The 19934-nt window shown below is 51.9% G+C and carries 10 protein-coding genes; 7 read left to right on the top strand and 3 right to left on the bottom strand.

The window, feature by feature from the left end; translation table 11 throughout:
* Positions 1-4 precede the first annotated feature (4 nt).
* Both lapG and lapD read left to right on the top strand, forming a co-directional pair.
* Entirely contained in the window at positions 5-694 is a 690-nt protein-coding gene (gene lapG / locus M4I31_RS05025) for a cysteine protease LapG (protein ID WP_369711622.1), read from the top strand.
* Positions 695-703: 9 nt separating this feature from the next.
* Positions 704-2638, top strand: coding sequence for a cyclic di-GMP receptor LapD (gene lapD / locus M4I31_RS05020; RefSeq protein ID WP_085048842.1), 1935 nt, complete (start codon positions 704-706; stop codon positions 2636-2638).
* A gap of 73 nt (positions 2639-2711) precedes the next feature.
* Here the strand turns inward: lapD and M4I31_RS05015 are convergent, their stop codons facing one another.
* Both M4I31_RS05015 and M4I31_RS05010 read right to left on the bottom strand, forming a co-directional pair.
* The gene (locus tag M4I31_RS05015) at positions 2712-2978 is read right to left on the bottom strand and encodes a hypothetical protein (protein ID WP_042311152.1); all 267 of its coding nucleotides are present in this window, start codon (positions 2976-2978) and stop codon (positions 2712-2714) included.
* 66 nt (positions 2979-3044) lie between these two features.
* Positions 3045-12158 (bottom strand): retention module-containing protein, encoded by a 9114-nt coding sequence (locus M4I31_RS05010; protein WP_085048841.1) that lies wholly within the window; start codon positions 12156-12158, stop codon positions 3045-3047.
* A gap of 332 nt (positions 12159-12490) precedes the next feature.
* Between M4I31_RS05010 and M4I31_RS05005 the strand changes: the two genes are divergently transcribed.
* From M4I31_RS05005 to M4I31_RS04995, 3 genes are all read left to right on the top strand, one after another.
* The gene (locus M4I31_RS05005; RefSeq protein WP_085048840.1) at positions 12491-13834 is read left to right on the top strand and encodes a TolC family outer membrane protein; all 1344 of its coding nucleotides are present in this window, start codon (positions 12491-12493) and stop codon (positions 13832-13834) included.
* A 90-nt stretch (positions 13835-13924) separates the two neighbouring features.
* Positions 13925-16117 (top strand): type I secretion system permease/ATPase, encoded by a 2193-nt coding sequence (locus M4I31_RS05000; protein ID WP_233638863.1) that lies wholly within the window; start codon positions 13925-13927, stop codon positions 16115-16117.
* A complete protein-coding gene (locus M4I31_RS04995; protein WP_085048838.1) occupies positions 16104-17477 on the top strand; it encodes an HlyD family type I secretion periplasmic adaptor subunit in 1374 nt (457 codons plus the stop codon). Before M4I31_RS05000 ends, M4I31_RS04995 begins: the two co-directional genes overlap by 14 nt.
* Positions 17478-17518: 41 nt before the next feature.
* Here the strand turns inward: M4I31_RS04995 and M4I31_RS04990 are convergent, their stop codons facing one another.
* Positions 17519-18124 carry a helix-turn-helix domain-containing protein gene (locus M4I31_RS04990; RefSeq protein WP_085048837.1) on the bottom strand — a complete coding sequence of 202 codons (606 nt, stop codon included), beginning with the start codon at positions 18122-18124 and terminating at the stop codon, positions 17519-17521.
* A 447-nt stretch (positions 18125-18571) separates the two neighbouring features.
* Here M4I31_RS04990 and M4I31_RS04985 point away from each other — a divergent pair, with 447 nt between their 5' ends.
* A complete protein-coding gene (locus M4I31_RS04985) occupies positions 18572-19357 on the top strand; it encodes a winged helix-turn-helix domain-containing protein (protein WP_085048836.1) in 786 nt (261 codons plus the stop codon).
* Positions 19358-19566: 209 nt separating this feature from the next.
* Positions 19567-19869 (top strand): hypothetical protein, encoded by a 303-nt coding sequence (locus M4I31_RS04980; RefSeq protein WP_250856860.1) that lies wholly within the window; start codon positions 19567-19569, stop codon positions 19867-19869.
* Positions 19870-19934: the final 65 nt, after the last annotated feature.

The raw sequence follows: 19934 nt of genomic DNA, 5'->3' as shown, positions 1-19934 counted from the left end.
CACTATCAGCCGCTCTTTACACCACCGCCTGCTGCGCCTGTGGAAAATCCCCGGGGTGCTGCTGTTGCTATTGACCGTCCATTCGCTGCGCGCCGCCTGGGATTTTGCCAGCATCCAGCAGAAATCCGATGCGCTTTACGGCCCCGCAAGCCCGCAAGCGCAACGGCGGATCAACGCCTGGCAGCAGTTGTTGCTCCAGTTGCGTAATGCAGACGAACAAACACAATTACACGCCGTAAACCAATTTTTTAACGATAAGCTCCGTTATACCGAAGATATTGACGCCTGGCATGACGTCGATTACTGGGCAACCCCCATTGAATCACTGCGCAAAGGTGAGGCGGATTGTGAAGACTACGCGATCGCTAAATATTTCACTCTTCGCCAGTTGGGCATCTCCGAAGACAAACTGCGTATTACCTATGTTAAGGCCATGCGCTATAACCGGGCGCATATGGTGCTGACCTGGTACCTCACACCTGAAGCGATTCCTCTGGTACTCGACAGCCTGACCAATACCATTTCACCGGCCACCCAGCGTATGGATTTATTACCCGTTTACTCCTTTAACAACACTGGCCTTTGGCTTCCGGGCAATCAGAACAATAAGCGCGTTGGCGACAGCAAGAGACTTTCTCGCTGGCAGCAAGTTTTCATCAAAATGCGGGAAGAGGGCTTCCCGATGGATAAATAGGAATCACCTGTGTCTCTTTTTAAACAGTTACTCCTGACAATCTCTCTCTTTATGATGGTTGTGTTTAGCGGCAATTTTATCGTGACGTTAGAAAGCTCTCGCGATCAGTCCAATAACCAACTCCTTTCACATGCCCAGGATGCAGCAACCGCGCTGGGCGTTTCGCTGACCCCCAACGTCAACGATCCGGCGATGATCGAGCTAATGGTTAGCTCCATTTTCGATAGCGGTTACTACAAAAAAATCCGTATTGTCGATCTGCAAAACGGCAAAACGATGCTTGAGCGCCGCGCGGCGGCGTCGATTCCCAATGTTCCCGGCTGGTTTGTTGATCTGGTGGATGTGACTCCGCAAACCGGCGAGGCGACAATTATGCGCGGCTGGCAGCAGGCCGCTCGTGTGGAAGTGACCAGCGATCCGATCTTTGCCGTACAGCGTCTGTGGGACAACACCCTGGGCAATCTGCTGTGGATGCTGTCCTGTAGTCTCGTCTGTTTAATCGCTGGCATTCTGCTGCTGCGCAAACTGCTGCGCCCGCTCAATTATCTGGCAAAACAGTCAGAAGCCATTGCCCGCCGCGAATTTCTGACGCTACAGGAACTGCCAAAAACACCGGAATTACGCCGCGTCGTTAACGCCATGAATTTGATGGCAGCGAAGCTCAAGTCGTTATTTGAAGAGCAAGCTGTCTATAGCGAACGTCTGCACAATGAAGCTTATCTCGACAGCCAGACCGGAATTGCCAACCGCCGCGCGTTCGATATGCAGTTTCAGGCGCGGCTAAGTGATGCCGATACGGCGCCAGGGTATCTGATGCTGGTTCGCGTTCAGGACTTAGGCGGTCTGAATCAGCGTTTTGGCGGCCCGCATACCGATAAGCTGTTGCTCAATATCGCCAACCTGCTGAACGCGCATAAAGAAAAATATGCCTCTCTCGACAGTACCCTCGCGCGCATTCGCGGCGGCGAGTTCGCCCTGCTCTGTCCGGGGGTTACGCACGGTGAAATGCTGGACATGGGCAATTCGCTGTGTCAGAAGCTGACGGCCTTTTATGCCACCGGTATGTCAGACCAACAGCCGGTCGCCTATACCAGCATGGTGCCATTCAGCGCCGGAGATAACGCCCAGTCATTGCTGATCCAGGCCGATCGCCTGCTGGTGGAAGCAGAAACGCATACCGACCATCAGGTGGTTCCCACCACCGAGGTGCCAGCGGCTACCGAAGATCAGCATTTGTGGTTTGTTCGCCTTGAGCATGCGCTGGAAAATCAGCAATTCCAGTTGGTTTATCAACCCGTAGTGGATTGCCGCTCGCCCGACAAAATCCTGCATTACAAAGTGCTGTCGCGCATTATCGACGAACAGGGCAACACCATTACCGCCGGTCGTTTCCTGCCGTGGATCCACCGCTTTGGCTGGAGCCATCGCCTCGATAAAGTGATGCTGAAACTGACGTTGAACCAACTAAAAACTGCACCGGGGAAATTAGCGCTGAGTATTTCAGGCAGTTCTGTCGCCAGTGCGAACGCCATTGCTGACCTGCTCAATCCGCTGCGCTATTCACCGAAATTAGCCCATCAGTTGATTCTGGAGCTGGATGAAAATCAGCTCCCGGGACCACATCAGATGGCGGCATTTGTCAAAGCTGTAGGCCAGCATCGCTGCGCGCTCGGTCTGCAACACTTCGGCAGTCGCTTCAACATGATCGGTCATCTGTCGCAGTGGGGGCTTGCTTATCTGAAAATCGACAGCAGCTATATCCGCAATATTGATGAAGAAAACGATAAACGTTTGTTTATTGAAGTGTTGTGCAGCGCCACGCGCAGTATTGATTTGCCGCTGATTGCCGAACGTGTTGAAACGGAAGGTGAGCTTAAGGTACTGCAGGAATTAGGGATTGATGGCGCAATGGGTCAATTATTAGGTGAACCCGCGCCGTTGTGATAACAGCAGGCAGCCTGTATATCGCCGGATGGCGCTTCGCTTATCCGGCCTACAAGCCGGCTGCCTGCATCAGCTAAAAAATACGGTCATCACTCCCAAGCAGTTGTTCTAACCCGCCAAGCTCCTGACGCGCGTTCGCGCGATTCATTAATTTAACCTGCGCCATCGGCGGAAGATCGGTAATGGCAATCACGCCTTTACGGATCAGCAGGTAAATCAGATCGTCGAGCACGCGAACCATCTCCAGGTCGCTTTTTTGCAGCATCTCTAACGTCTGTTGGGTGTCATTTTCAGCGTTTTTACCAGCGCCTGCTGCCTGCGCGTGTGGTCCAGAATTCATATCAGTGTCTTTCATTTCGTATACCCTGATGCCGCTGCCCTGTTCACACAGGGCAGCAAGCAACGGTTAGTGAGTCGGGTTGTGATCGGGTTTGGCTATCAGGTGATCCAACGAGTAGGTCGCAGAATGCAGATCGCCGCTTGCATGAGTAGACAGCGCAGTATCAATGCCATGCGCGACCTTCGCCGGACTGGCTATTTGATGGTGATCGCCGCCGCTTTGAATGTACTTCGCAATATCCACGCCTTCGTGCAGTTCACGCGCCAGATCGCTGAGATCGACTTTATCGAGCACAGCCTTCGCCCTATCGTCAGCGCTCAACACGGCAGTTGCCTGCCCGTGTCCGGTCGCGGCTGGCGCATAAGACAGAGATAATGCGTTGTCATCGAACAGGTTGTGCAGCGCGTGCTGCATCGCGGCATGATTTCCTTTATCCGCCGTATGCCCTTTGTGTGGTGCCGGATCATCCATCGTCACATTCAGCGTTTGCGTATACGGCGTAATATTGCCGTGGTCATCATGCGCCTCAACCAATACGCTTACGCGGTTATGGCCTGCCCGGAACGCTGAGGTCTCGGCCTCAATGTCATAGGTCAGCCCATTGTTGCCCTGATGAAGAATCGCATCGTACTGATGCCCATTTACCAGCGCTTTAATATGCTCCCCATCATGCACATCACCGCTCACGCTGCCGGTGATATGGGTGATAGTCCCCTGTGCTTCCGCACGTGAAATATGGTTGTCCCCGGTGAGTTTATCCACGATAAGCGTGGCGTCTGCTTGTTGATCCACAGCATAGGTGTGGGATGTTGTCTTTGAATACGGGTTGCCTGGCGCATCATGACCGTTGACCTCAACCGAGAACGCGGTGTTCGCTTTCATGACATCGCTGTCTACATCGACATGATAAACCCGCTCACCATTCCCCAACGTATCTACCGAACCAGTATATTCATGACCACCAATCTTTAATTTGATCGAATCCCATACATCCACATCGCCGCCAAGATGCCCGGTTACCCTCACCGTCGTTCCCTGAAGTTCCTGCTGGTTCAGGACGTTATCCTGGGTGACGCTATCAATATCCATCGTTCCTGCAGCGGTCCTGTCGATCGTGATGGTCTTATCGGTATGGATCTCATCACGGTTACCTGCATCATCATGGGCGGTGACGTGAGCGGTTATTTTTTGATCGTGAATCAGGTCAACCGTACTGGCATCTACGCTAAATACCTTCTGCCCGCCGCTGTCTTTTACATCAGCCACCAGATCTTTACCGTTAACCGTGATGGTCACCCGATCGCCAACATCCACGTCCCCGGTCACATAACCGCTGATAGTGGTTTTCGCATGCTGAGTTTCCTCGTTATTCAGCACATCATCGACTGACACTTTATCCAGCACGATGCTGGCATCAACCTGCGTATCGATAGTGACCGTTTTGTCGTTCACGGCATGCATTGGGTTCAATGCCGAATCCTGCCCTTCTACGCTGACGTGAATATTCGGGTCATTTTGCAGCCCGACCGTACTCACCATCGCTTTGTAGCCCAGTTGCCCGTTCATATGCGGCAGCTCAATGACACGCGTATGTACTGTGACGCCATCGACGAGAATGGCGACTTTATCACCGAGATGCACGTCGCCATCCACCGTACCACTCACCTCAACGCTACCCGCTTTCACTTCATCAGCATTGATAATATCGTCGCCGCCGACGGTGTTGATGGTCACGCTGCCGCTTGCCGACTTATCAATCGCGTAGCCCTGCGTAAAGCTGGCGGACTGCACGTTGCCGTGATCGTCATATCCTGAGACTGTCGCGACAATCGCGCGATCGGCCAACAGGTCTTTGGTGTAGATATCGACGCAGTAGCGATGGTTATTATCGACAGTCGCCGCATAAGGGTTTCCGTTAACCGTCAGCGTTACCTTATCGCCCGGGTGCACATCTCCGGATACCGACCCCGTTACTGTCATCTTAGGTTGCAGCGATTCCCGCGCGTTCAGCACATTGTCACCGGCAATGTTATCTATCGTCACGCCAGCATTAGCGCTCAGATCGACCACGACATGGCTGCTGGCAGAGGCGCTACCCAGGTTGCCGTTATCATCCGTTGCCATGACCGTCGCGATAATATCCGGGTTATTGTGCAGATCGTTGATACTGACCTTCGTCGACCAGGCCAGGTGACCATGTTTATCATCATGCACGACCGCAGTCAGCGTATTGCCATTAACCTGCAGACTCACCACGCTGCCATCGTGGATCCCTTCGCCGCTGACCGTGCCGCTGACGGTCGTTTTCCCGCTTTGCGCCTCAGCAGCATTGATAACATCATCACCGGCTACCTTATCCATCGTTATCTGCAGCGGGTTCTCCGTATCGACGGTGATGGTTTTCTGCACCGTATCTGTCGCTGTCCCGGCCGTGATGGAGACATCAAACGTCGGATGCGCCTGCAGTTCGCTGGTCGGCACATCCACTTCGTATGCCAGCTGTCCCGGCATCGTCGGGAGGCTCATAACGTGTCCGGTGTACTGCACATGATTGATGGTGACAATCACTTCGTCCCCGGACTGAACGTCGCCGCTGACCAGGCCACGGATTGCCGTTGTCGCCTTTTGCGCTTCATCGTGGTTGAGAACGTCATCGCCCGCCACCTTATCAACGGTAAGATGCACGGTCGGTTGGTGAGGTTGCGTGGTTCCTGTTCCCGTTGTCGTCGGGGTGTGCATACTAAAAGGCGTATTGGCAGGCGTATAAGTCTGGGTTACCCACGGGAGATCGATAAATTTATGCTCTACCGCTGTCGCCGTGTTGCCGTGATCGTCATGGGTGGTGATGGACACGGTGATATTGCCGTTGTTATTCCAATCCTGAGAAAGAATATCCAGCGTGTAACCCAGTTGCCCATCAGGGAGGGTAATAACATGCGTTTCCAGATGCGTGTTGTTACCCACATCAACGGTAACCAAATCATTAAGCTTCGCGTCCGGGGTAACATGCCCGGTTACCGTCACAAATTCCGGGCGGTTTCCAGCGGGTAGCGCCCAGCCTCGCCAGCTCAACGCAGAATCAATCGTAATCCCGGCATCGGCAACGGTATCAACCAGCACCGGCATGCCATCGTGCCCGTGAGCAATATTGCCGGCGTCATCTTTCGCCGTCACTTCGGCATGAATATGCGGATCCATTAGTAGATCCAGAGTCGACACCTTAGTGCTGAAAGCCCGCTGGCCGTTGTGATCTTCCACCTGCGCATAATAGATCTGATGATTGATGGTGAGTTCAACGGTATCACCGATTTTGACATCGCCTCCCACCGTACCCGTAACCGTCGTTTGCGGCTTAAGGGCTTCGTCGTGGTTAATCACCGCATCACCACTGCCAGTGACGATCGGATCGATATGAACTATCGCGTCAATCTGGTCGTCGATAATCACGGTGCTGTGCGCATCTGCCGTGGCGTTATTTCCTGCCGCATCAGTGGTGGTGATGGTTGCGGTGATATGCGGATCGTTTTGCAGCCATTGCGTATCCACGCCAATGGAATACCCCAGGGTTCCCAGATTGGGCAGGTTCGTCACCGTCGCATCAACTATATGGCCGCCGATATTCAGGTGCACCACATCATTAACCCTGGCATCGCCGCCCACCGTACCGCTGACGATCGTCGTCGTTTGCCCCAATTCGATCTTATTCAATACATCGTCGCCCGTTACCGGATCGATGGTGATTGAGGCCAGCGCTTGCGCGTCGAGATTGACGTCATGATGCGCCACAATATGGGCATGGTTCTGCGCCGCGTCGGTGACATCCATTGAGACTTCAATGTGCGGGCTGGCGACCAGATCGGCCGTCGCAACGGGAACGTGGAATCCCATTTGTTGATTACCGCGATCCTCTACCACACCGGAATAGGTATGGCCGTTGATGGTCATAACCAACGGATCGCCGGGGTGAACTTCCCCGCTCACCGTCCCGCTCACCATCGTATAGCCATGCATCTGCTCAGCAAGGTTCAGGGTATTATCCGGCGTCACGGCATCAATGGTTATCTGCGCATCCACACGGGTATCGATAATCACTGTGGTTTCTGCATTGGCCGTCGCCGGGTTGCCCGCGCCATCGGTGGTGCTGACCGTCGCGGTCAGATGCGGATCGGAGATCAGATCGGCGGTACTGACTTTAATGCTATAGCCGAGAACGCCGCCTCCGGTATCGCTCACTTTTCCCGTCAGGACGTGGCCATTCACGGTGAGATAAACGACGTCATTTACATGAACATCCCCAGCCACTTTCCCGGTTACATACGTGAATGGTTGTTTTGATTCATCACCATTAATCATATTGTCGCCAGTGACGGGATCAATCGTCAGCATGGCTTTGGCATGTAAATCAACCAGCAGGTCGTGCGTTATCTCCGCTTGCTGGAAATTATGCACATTATCTTCACCGACTACACGAGCAACGATATGCGGGTCTTTGACCAGATCGCGGCTCAGAACGTCCAGCTTATATCCCAGCGCATTGTTATGTTCCGGGAGTGCCTGCGCGGTTGTTTCGTAGGTATGACCGTTGACGATGACCTGAACTTTAGCGCCCGCGTGTACATCGCCGGACACCGTGCCCATCACCTCAGTGAGATGTTTTGCTGCTTCTGCGCCGTTGAGCTTGTCATCGCCCGCTACCGTATCAACGGTGATTCCCGCCCCGGCATGATTATCAATATGCACCACACGGGTTGCGGTGGTTATAACCTCATTTTCCACCGCATCGTGAGAGGTAACCGTGACCTTAACGGACACATTTTTATCCTGGAGCCCCTTATTATCACTGAACGCCGTTGAATCAACGGGGACTTGATAGCCCAGATGTCCGCCACCAAGGTCGATGACCTTGCCGTTAAACGTCTGGTGATTGATCTCAACGATCACCGCATCGCCAGGCTGCGCGTCTCCTCCCACCTTGCCGCTGATGAGTTGCATCGGCGTATCCAGCTCCTGGTGGTTAAGGTTGTTGTCGTCAGTAACGTTATCAATAGCCACGGTGCTGTGCGCCTGGGTATCCAGCGTGACGGTTCGATGCTCCACCGCAACCGCCTGATTGCCCGCAGCGTCGTGGCTGACCAGCGTGACCATTACGTCGTTGCTGCCTTCCTGCAGCACACCCGTTGGTACAAACACGTCGTAGCGCAGAACGCCGTGATCGTTAACCACTGTGCCACTAAAGTCCTGATTTTGCCCCTGCACGTGAACAGTCACCACGTCACCCGCTTTGGCATCCAGACCTTTCGCGATACCGCTAATCAGCGTCGGCATGCGGTTTTCAATGGCGTTTACCACATCATCGGACGCCACCACTGCGGTCGTCACCACGTTTTTAGCAAAATTATCAATATGCACTTTATGGCTGTCAGTCGCGATGGCAAGGTTACCCGCCGCATCATGCGAGGTGACCGTGACGTGTACGTCGACATCCGTCAGCACATGAACGCTGTTGTTCGCAAACGCTGATGAGTTCACATCAATACGGTAACCCAGCTTCCCCTGACCAAGGTCAATGACCTGACTCTCGTACTGATGACCATTAACCACCAGTTGGATCGGGTCGCCGACCTTCGCATCTTCCCCCTCGACACTGCCCGTAATGCGCTGTGTCGCCGCGGACAGTTCCTGGTAATTGATGACATTGTCCGTGGCAATGTTATCCAACGAGATAGCGTTATGCGCATGCGTATCGAGGGTGATAATACGGTGCGATTCACTGGTCACCGCGTTGCCCAGCGCGTCATGGCTGAGCAGTGTTGCGACCACCGCATTCTTACCTTCATGCAGAGTTCCATGCGGCAAAACCACTGCGTAGCGTAACTGACCATTATCGTTGATCACCGTGCCGCTAAAGTCCTGTCCTCGTACGCTGATGGTCACCGCATCGCCAACTCTGGCATCGCCCCCCGCCACAATACTCACAATGGTGGGCATGCGATTTTCGTTGGCATTCACCACATTGTCCGTCGCTACCGCATCAATTTTGAGCGTGTTTTCCGCATAGTTATCGATATGAACTTTATGCGTATCGGTGGCGATGGCCAGGTTTCCCGCCGCATCATGAGAGGTGACCATCGCGGTAATATTCACATTCGTCAGAACATGGCCGCTGTTATCGGCAAATGCAGAAGAGTCCACATCGATGCGATAACCCAGCTTACCGCGGCCAAAATCAACCACCTTACCGCTGTACTGATGCCCATTTATCTCCAGTAAGACCGGATCGTTGACCTTCGCATCCTCACCGCCAACAAAACCGGTAATCGTCTGTTTAGCCGCAAGCAGTTCCTGGTAATTCAGCGCATTGTCTGCAGTGAGGTCATGTATGCGGATAGTATTATGCGCCTGCGTGTCTAACGTGATGGTGCGGTGTGCCAGCGCGGTAACTTCATTTCCCACCGGGTCATGACTGACCAACGTCACCACTACGTCGTTTTTACCTTCCTGCAAGGCAGTCTTCGGCAACGCGACTTCGTAGCGCAACTGGCCGTTATCATCAACGATTGTTCCGGCATAGTTTTGCCCATGTACGCTGACGGTGACCGCATCGCCCGCTTTAGCATCACCACCAGCGTCCCCGCTAATTAGCGTTACCATACGGTTTTCAATGGCGTTCACCACATCATCGCCCGCCACTGTGTCGATGCTGACCTGATTGGTGGCGAAGTTATCAATGTGCACGCTGTGAGTGCCGGTGGCGATAGCCAGGTTACCCGCCGCATCATGAGAGGTGACCGTGACCTTCACGTCCACGTTACCGTCGACCTTCACGTCCACGTTACCGTCGACCGGCACGCTGTTGTCAGCAAAGTCTGCAGTGTTTACCGTGATACGGTAGCCCAGCGCATTGTGGCCTAAATCGATAACCTCCCCGCGGTACTGGTGACCGTTGATCTCCAGTTGTACCGGATCGCCAGGTTTAGCATCTTCATTGCTGCCAATGGTGCCGGAGATGACCTGGTTACGTGTGTACAACTCACTACGATTCAGGGTGTTATCACTATCTACATCATTGATTGTCAGCGAGTTATGCGCCTGAGTGTCGAGCGTGACGGTACGGTGCGCGAGCGCGGTGACTTCGTTACCCGCCGCATCGTGGCTGACCAGCGTTACCACCACATCGTTTTTACCTTCCAGCAACGTTCCTTTCGGTAATGCCACTTCATAGCGCAACTGACCGTTATCATTGACTACCGTTCCGGCATAGTTTTGCCCCTGTACGCTGACGGTGACCGCATCGCCCACTTTGGCATCACCGCCTGCCACACCGCTAATCAGCGTGGTCATGCGGTTTTCAATGGCGTTGACCACATCATCCGTCGCCACCGCGTCAATGTTGACCTGATTGGTCGCAAGATTATCAATGCGCACGCTGTGGGTGTCGGTGACGATCGCCAGGTTGCCCGCCGCATCGTGAGAGGTAACCATGACCTTCACTTCCACGTTACCATCAACCGGCGTGCTGTTATTGGCAAAGTCGGAAGCGTTAACCGCAATGCGATATCCCAGGCTGCCGTTGCCAAGATCAATCACCTGCCCGCTGTACTGATGATGATTAACCACCAGCTGTACCGGGTCGCCCACTCTGGCGTCTTCTCCGCTGACGGTTCCGGAAATCACCTGGTTGCACTTATACAGTTCGCTGCGGTTCAGGACGTTATCATCTGTCACGTTATCGATAGTCAGCGCGTTATGTGCCTGGGTATCCAGTACCACGGTACGGTGCGTCACGGCGATGGCCTCATTGCCTGGCGCGTCGTGGCTGACCAGCGTCACCTGCACCTCATTCGCGCCCTCTTTCAGGGTGGCTGAAGGCACCACGATCTCATAGCGTAGCTGCCCATGGTCGTCGAAAATCGTGCCATGAAACTCTTTGCCCTGAAGGGTCAGGATGACCGGGTCGCCCGCTTGCGCATCGCCGCTGGCGACGCCAGAAATGACGGTCGGCATACGAAACTCATTGGCATTGACGACATCATCATTCGCCACCGCGTCAATAGTCACGGCGTTTTGCGCGGATAAGTCGGTATCAACATGATGCTCGGTGGAAACCGTTGTGCGATTGCCGGCATCGTCGAAAGAGGTCAGCGTGGCGTGAATATTCGGGTCGTTCAGCAATCCCTGAGTCTGTACCGGAATGGTATAAATCAGAGCGCCATTACCCGGGTCAGTAACGACGCCGGTATATTCTTTACCATCAACCAATAAGGTAACGATATCACCTGGTTTGGCATCTCCGCCTGCACTCCCATGGATCATCGTCTGCGGCTGGCGTGACTCTGCGTAGTTGATGAGATTATCAGGGGTAACGCTATCGACCGTAATATCAATATGTGGTCCGGTGATATCAATCAGCGCATGATCGACACTTTCTGCCGTTCGTCCTGTGACATCGGTCGCTATTGCCACTACGGTTACATTTCCTGGCACTAATCCGCTAAGGTCGGTATTAATATTCCAGTGACCGTTATTCACCGGAACCTCAACGGTGAATGTGTTTTTTTGGCTATCTGTGAAGGTAATCGTGACGTGACTTTGATTACTGGTGCCGCTTAAATGGGTCTGGTGAAATTCACTGTTGTTAATAAATCCGTCATTACCGGCAAACTCGGTAATTTGCACTTCAGGCGGGAAAACGCTCGCCGAGCCTGCTCCCACTCCTCCAACCGGCAAATTGATCTCCCAGTTCGGGCTACCCAGACCTTTAGTATTAAAACCCGCTGTAGGATCAACCACCTGTCCGGTTAATTCAAGCTGAACCAGGGTGTGACCACCGCCACCGCCCTCAAGCTGTACCGGCGCGTCATTACCCGCCGCGGTGGCTTCCAGCACCTGCGTCGGGTCAGCGCCGTCGGCAATGGCTTTTTGTACGGCGGCAATATCCTGGGCATCATGCTCCGGATTATGGTTGACCTGTAGCCCGTGTTCGCCCCAATGGCTGTTACGGCCAATATCCAGCGTCTTCCCGTCTGGTAAAGAGAGACTCACCGCGCCGCTGGCGCCGGTCACAATTTCCTCACCGCTATATACTCTGTCGCCCTCATGAACAAGTCGTTGTGTGCCATTAGCATCGACAACGTATACCTGCCCAATGATTGCTTTGATCACACCGAGTAATTTGCTCACCGTAACCTCACTTAATTACCATCATTATTTTTATAAAATCGTTAATATATTAACGAACAAATATCACATTCATTTAATGTAAACATTAATATCTCAATGTAGAAAAAAACACATTTTAAAGAATGCAATTACATGAGACTTGACTGGCAAATGAATATAATAAAAAATAACCAAAAATAAAACACGATGTGACAAAACATGTCTGAGAATAGCTGACCACAGGCTTCAATTAAGACAATTTACCTTTGTTAATTAATATAACGTGTTTGTAAAAATGGATGATAGCGACGACAGCAGGATGTCATAACCGTGTCATATAAGGCATTCATGTCATGAAGAAGTTTTTAGTTTTTCTGCTTTCATGCTTTTCAATATCCTCAGTAAATGCAGAAGACTTACAAAATACCGTTAAAAACGCTTTAGCTAATCATCCTGAAGTTAATGCCGCAATAAATAGCCGTTATTCTTCAGAGCAAGAACTGCGGGCCGCTCAAGGTGGCTATTTACCCTCACTCAATTTAAATGCAGAGGCCGGACGCAAAAATGTTGATGATGCAACGACTCGCGCGGCAGGACGCAATAACGGTCTGACCCAGTCACCTAACGAAGCGACGCTGAGTCTTGAGCAAAATGTGTTTAATGGTTTTGCCACCTCCAGCGAAGTTGCACGGCAAAAAGCGACCGTTGACTCGCGCGCATGGAGCGTGATGAACACCAGCGAAAGTACCGCTTATGCGGTCATTCAGGCCTATTTCGACGTGCTACAACGCGAAGAGTTTGTTCGCCTTGCTGAGGACGATCTGGCGAACCACGAACGCATTTACGACCAGATAAAACTGCGTACCGATCAGGGGGTTGGGCGCTCCGGGGACTTTATGCAAGCCGAAGCGCGTCTGGCGCAGGCGCGTAATAACTTGCTGACCGAGCAGACGAATCTTGAAGACGCGAAAACCACCTTTGTCAGCGTGACGGGCATGGATCCGCAAGGTTTAAGCCTGCCCGAGAGTATTGACTCTCAGTTGCCCACCTCGCTGGAAGACGCCAAAAGTCGGATGGAAAAAAACAGTCCATTACTGAAATCCGCCAATGCGGATATCGACGCCGCGCATCAGCAGTATGAGGCCTCGAAATCAACCTTCTATCCGCGCGTGGACGTTGAGCTTTCCCGCGGGATTAGTAATAACACCGACACCACCCGCGCCCATACTGAAGAGTGGGAAGCAATGGTAAAACTGCATTACAACCTGTACCAGGGCGGTAGCGACAAAGCCAATATGAACTCCCGCGCGTATCTGCATAAACAGGCGCAGGACGTACGCAATAACACGCTACGCCAGCTGAATCAGGAGCTGCGCCTGGCCTGGACGGCGTTACAAAACGCACGCGCTCAGCTTCCTTCAGCGGAAGAATATGCCGACCGTAGCGTCAAAGTGCGCACCGCTTATCAGGATCAATTCAGTCTTGGCGAACGTACGCTGCTGGATTTGCTCGACAGTGAAAATGAAGTTTTTTCTTCTAAACGTCGCCTTGTTGAACTGCGTTATCTGGCGATGACCAGCGGCTACCGTATTAGCGAACGCACGGGTGAATTAATGAATATTCTAAAAATCACACCGCCGCCATCAGGGCAACCGGTCGATTCACAACAAGAAAATAGCTTACCGGATCTGCATTAATAATTATTAATCCAAAATAAATCTCTGACCTGCACGCTGATAATTAGCTTGCTATTATTTTAACGTGCACGGTCAGAAATGGTTGCGAAAATGAGTGCACAAGCTGAATTATTAAATGAAGTATCCGGGAATTATGCTTCTCCTAATTCTCAACATCACGACCCCCGCAGTTATAATGACGATCCGCTATTAGATAGCTTACTCATTCTGTGTGCGTTGCACGGTAAACCGGCGAGCCGTTCAACATTAAGCAGTGGGTTGCCATTAGAAAACGATCGGCTCACGCTGAATATATTTCCACGCGCGGCGGCAAGGGCCGGTTTAAAGGCGCGGATTGTCACGCGCGCGCTCGATAAAATTCCGGCCATGTCTCTGCCTGCAGTCCTGTTACTGCGTTCTGGCGGAACCGGAGTATTACTGGCATGGAACGACGACGGCAGCGCCCGCTTTATGCCCAGCGAAAGCGAAGGTGGGGAGATTTGCGTCGATGTCGCCACGCTTGAACAAAGCTATGCCGGTAAAGTGATTTTTGCTCATCCGCGCCACGAATTCGATTTGCAGGCGGAAGCTTTTCTGCCACGTACCAAATCCTGGTTTAAAGACACCCTGAAGCTGTCACGTTTCCTGTATATGGATGCGGTGCTGGCCAGCCTGCTGATCAACCTGATTGCGCTCGGCACGCCGCTCTTCACCATGAACGTCTATGACCGGGTCGTACCTAACCAGGCAACGGTCACGCTGTGGGTGTTGGCGGTCGGTATCTGCCTGGCTTTTGTTTTTGATCTGATATTGAAAATGCTGCGCGGTATCTGCCTTGATATTGCGGGCAAAAAAAGCGATCTCATCATCTCCTCAACGCTGTTTGAGCGCATTATCGGCATGGAGATGAAAGAACGTCCGGCGCGGGTGGGCAGCTTTGCGCAGAATATTCACGAGTTTCAGTCGCTGCGTGATTTCCTCTCATCACTTACGCTGACGACGATTATCGATCTGCCCTTCACCCTGCTGCTGCTGATCGTTATCGGGATTATCGGCGGTGCGCTGGCCTGGATCCCGCTCCTGACGCTGCCGATTGCTTTGTTGTGCAGTTGGGCGTTACAAAAACCGGTCAACGCGGCAGTCACTAAAACCATGAGTCTCGCCAGCGAACGCCAGGCATTGCTGATTGAAACCCTGAGCAGCCTGGATGCCATCAAAGTGAACAATGCCCAGAGCGAACGCCAGTTTCAGTGGGAACAAACGCTGGGCAGCCTGAGTCGCCTCGAGCTACGGGTGAAAACCTTGTCCAGCCTGGCGAGCAACCTGACCGGCTGGTTCCAGCAAATCTCCGGGGTGGTGATGATTATCGTCGGGGTGTACATGATTATCGGCGGCAAACTGAGTATGGGGGGACTTATCGCCTGCTACATGCTCAACGGCCGGGCATTAATGCCGCTGGGTCAGTTAACCGGCCTTATCGCCCGTTATCAGCAGGCGAAGCTCACCATCAAAAATACCGAGAAAATGATGTCGCTGGCGCAGGAGCGTCGCGCGGATGAAAATCCGCTCAAACGTGAGCAGCTACAGGGCAGCATAGAATTTCGCGATGTCGATTTCAGCTACCCCGAACAACAGAACCTGTCGCTGCAAAAAATTAATCTGACCATTCAGCCCGGGGAACGAATCGGCATCATCGGACGCAGTGGTTCCGGTAAAAGTTCGCTCAGCAAACTGCTGGTCAATCTGTACCAGCCCAGCGCCGGAAATCTTCTGATCGACGGTATCGATTCTCGTCAGTTGGATGTGAACGATCTGCGCCACAGCATCGGCTACGTGCCGCAGGATATCCAGTTGTTCAATGGCACGCTACGCGACAATTTGCTGTGCGGGGCGCGTTATATCGATGACGAAACCATGCTGCGGGCAGCAGAACTGGCCGGCGTCAACGATTTTGCGCGCTTGCATCCTGACGGCTATAACCTGCAGGTTGGCGAGCGCGGCTCCCGACTTTCCGGTGGACAGCGGCAGGCGGTAGCGCTGGCACGCGCGCTTTTGCTGGATCCGCCTCTTCTGTTACTGGATGAACCCACCAGCTCGATGGACAACACCAGCGAGGAGAAGATCAAACACGCGCTGGTCCCCTGCATCGCGGGCAAAACGTTATTACTGGTTACGCACCGCGCTTCCATGCTGTCGCTGGTTGACCGCCTGATTATTGTCGATAAAGGACGCATCATCGCGGATGGCCCGAAAGCTGTGGTGATGGATGCGTTGAAAAAGGGGCAGATTAATGCATCTCGCTGATTTCCTGGCTCGTGCCCGCCGCGCTATGCAGCACTATTTTCATGGCCGTGATGAAAATCAAACTGACAGTATCAATGAAGTCAGCCAGGCCATTATTGATGACTCCCCGAGAGTGATTCGACTGACGCTGTGGACGATCCTCGCGCTGGTGGTGTTGTCTTTCGTGTGGGCTGGCTTTGCAAAAATCGATGAAGTCACCCGCGGGGAAGGTAAAGCGATCCCGTCATCCAAACTGCAAAAAATCCAGAACCTGGAAGGTGGGATCGTCACCGAACTGTATGTACACGAAGGGCAAATTGTTAACCCCGGAACGCCGTTGCTGCATCTGGATGATACGCGCTTTGCCTCTAACGTCGGCGAAACAGAAGCGGATAAACTCGGCCTGCGGGCAAAAGTTGAGCGCCTGACGGCGGAAGTTGAAAACCGGGACTTTGTTATTTCCCCAGAGATTGCCAGCAAAGCGCCGGATGTCGCGCGGGGAGAAACTGAACTGTACAACAGCCGCCGGGAGCAGTTTCACAACGAAATATCCGGGCTTGAAGAACAATTGGTGCAGAAAAAACAGGAGTTGCGCGACTTTGAATCGAAAGAAGAGCAGTTTAAGCACAGCCTCGGGTTAATACGCCAGGAAATCAAAATGTCCGAGCCGCTGCTCGCCTCGGGCGCCATTTCGAAAGTGGAATTACTGCGCCTGCGTCGTACCGAAGTGGAAACCGCCGGGCAGCTCAACTCTATTAGTTTGTCGCTGCCCAAAGCCGCGTCAGAAATTAAAGAGATTGAGAATAAAATCGGCGAGAGTCGAGGCCGCTTCCAGAGCGATGCGCTGGCTCAACTCAACGAGGCCCGTACCAATCTGAGCAAAACCCAGGCCAGCGTAAAAGCGCTGGAAGACCGGGTGAATCGTACCATGGTCACTTCACCGGTGCGCGGTATCGTCCAGCAGGTGATGGTGAATACCATCGGCGGCGTCATCCAGCCTGGCAGCGATCTGGTAGAAATCGTTCCGTTGGATGACAAGCTGTTAATCGAAGCCAAAATACAGCCGCGCGATATTGCCTTTCTCCATCCGGGTCAGCATGCAATGGTGAAATTTACGGCCTACGATTACACCATCTATGGCGGTCTGCAGGGCGAGGTGGTGCAGATAAGTCCGGACACCGTCACCGATAAACAGGGGCGAAGCTTTTACATTGTTCGCCTGCAAACGGACAAAAACTACCTGGGAACGAAAGAGCATCCGATGCTGATAATCCCAGGCATGGTAGCAAGTGTCGATATTCTCACTGGCAGGAAAACGATTCTCAGCTATCTGTTAAAACCGATTATTCGCGCTCGCGCGGAGGCACTCAGAGAACGTTAAGCGTCTGCGCTCCCTTTTATCATGTCAGGGAGCGCATAAATTTATAACGGAGTACAGAAGGAGAGTTTTCCCCGGTTTAACGTGATTTTCCCGTCATTAACCAGTTCCTGTAAAACCTTGTGGATGGCGCTGCGGGAGATATGATTACGGGTCAAAATAAAGGTATACACGGACGTTTTCTCACGCACCTCAGGTTCCATCGACCAAATATATTTTACGTGTTCAATAATCTGCTCACGAATGGTGCGATGCGACTGCAACGCTTCACGCTGGAAATAGCGTTGCAGGTGATGCGTTAAGATATCAAACGCCTGCTTCCATAAGTTTTTAGCGGTAAACAAATGATCGGCGTTCTGCACGCTCATTGCCCACATTTCACAATCGGTATCGCAACGTAAATAGTGTCCGGCGACTTCAGTGCGCATTTGCGGCAAACCGAGTATGGCCGGAGCAGAAATACTCACGGTTACGAGATCATTTTCCACACGATAAACAGAGACGGTCCCTTTCTCCAGAAACAAGATATTTCCATCAACCTTCAGATCAATACGCTGGCGTTTTTTGCGTAACGACAGCCAGGCATTATCTGACTTCTTCATTTCATCACCCACAAGTACTACAGCATTTTCAATTTCTTTCTGGAACATGGGACTCTCTACCGCAAATTATGGCTTTATCAAAATTCACTTAGCATCAAAAATAAATGTCAGCCCTCAAGAAAGCTGACATTTATCCCTCTTCTACATCTGCCACCGGCATTCCCTGGTGCCGTGGGCGCGTTCAGACACATGCTGTTTTCGCGTGGTGGCGTCAGGCAGTATATTGCGCTGTCCATAAAGAATTAATGGCAATCATCTTTGCCGCCATTATTTCATCTTTCTCTTCTTTGCAAGGTAGCCAAAAAGACACAATCCATTGATTTATATATGGTTTATTTTTATTAAAAAAGTTATCATTGTTGTTATATTATGATACTAATTTGAAACACTTCGCGATTTTCGTTGTAGGATCGGGGCCATGCTGGTAGCTATTATGGGCTAAGTGGTATCATGGCTTACCAGCCACCTGGCGCATTATCAAGAGTAGAGACTACTATGTCTGAGACTGGCAATGTCAGTTATCTGATTGAAAATAAAATAATATTTACGCCAGCCACACAATGTCTGGCGCGAGTAGCTCAACCCAATCAGCAGATAAAACTCAAACACTCAGCGTCATTATGTCTTTTATTACTTATTCAGCATCGCGGCCAGGTGGTTTCACAAAACGAACTGCTGGAGTTCGGCTGGGGTAAAAACCATCGTCAGGTTAGTTTCAATGCCTTTTATCAAAGCATTCTCTCCCTGCGTAAAAGTTTGCTACAGCTTGATCTGGAGCAACCGCTAATCACAACCATCCCTCGCAAGGGGTTGATTATCCAGGAATCGTTTGACATTCAGACGATTGAGACGCCAGAGGGGATCTCTTCTTCAGGTGAAGAGTCCGTGGCCCCGGATACCGTTATAGAAGATCTGTTACCTGGGACACCGCGTCAATCTTTGTTCACCACCGCAGAAATAATCATGGCGACGCTGACGCTTATAATTTGCGCGCTTATATTATACCCATGGCAGGCCAGCGATGATTATTTTTCCAACTATATCACGGCCAGCAAAACGCCCACTGACTGTCAGTATTACTTTAACAATGATGCCAGTAATTTCTCCCGGCATACGGCGTTTATCAACAACAATCCGGGATTGTGTCAGAGCAATAAATTCATTTATATTACGACCTATCCTGAGTCAAAGAAATTGTCCGTGCTTGTATGTCGCTCACCGATGAAAGCCAGGCAAGACAACGCCTGTCAGTCGGTTTATTACCCCCGGTATGATAGCTAATGAATTTATATCCCCGAACGTCCCGCATCCGGACAGGTGTAATCCTGCTGATCTGTTTTGCTGCGCTCATGGTTACTGCCGTCTATCGGTTCAGTAAAAACACAGGTGAACTTCATAATCTGACCTGTCGTTCAGCCATCGAAATAGTACGTAATACAAGCTCATTTCGTGGGATTATTGATATTAAAATCGGCGGGAGTAAAGGCATTGTGAATGTTGATGGTATCATCAAAGATGCCAGAAATAATGAGCAAACTGTGCAACGCATGGTCCTGTTTACACAATCCAGCTACGGCTCAAGTCCGGTCTGGATTTCACAGAAAATACAAATATCCAATCGCGAAACGGCCCCCGCCAGCCTTATTCAGGAACTGCTCCCCGACTTTTTCCTGACCAATACCAGCGTATCCAACGTCGATTATTTTGCGCTAAATAGCAAGACGTATCTGATTACCAAAGAAGGGATCCCCTACCTGTACTGCCAGAATTATGCGTTGCCGCAAAATGAATAATAAGTAAGCGTTCTGGCGGCCAAACCTACGGGGGAATGTCAGTGGCCAGGTTTATCGTTCCCCCT

This window comes from Citrobacter sp. XT1-2-2 (assembly GCF_023516235.1).
Lineage (GTDB): Bacteria > Pseudomonadota > Gammaproteobacteria > Enterobacterales > Enterobacteriaceae > Citrobacter > Citrobacter werkmanii.
The sequence above is the reverse complement of the archived record's forward strand: the minus strand, read 5'-3'. Positions and strand labels throughout refer to the sequence as shown.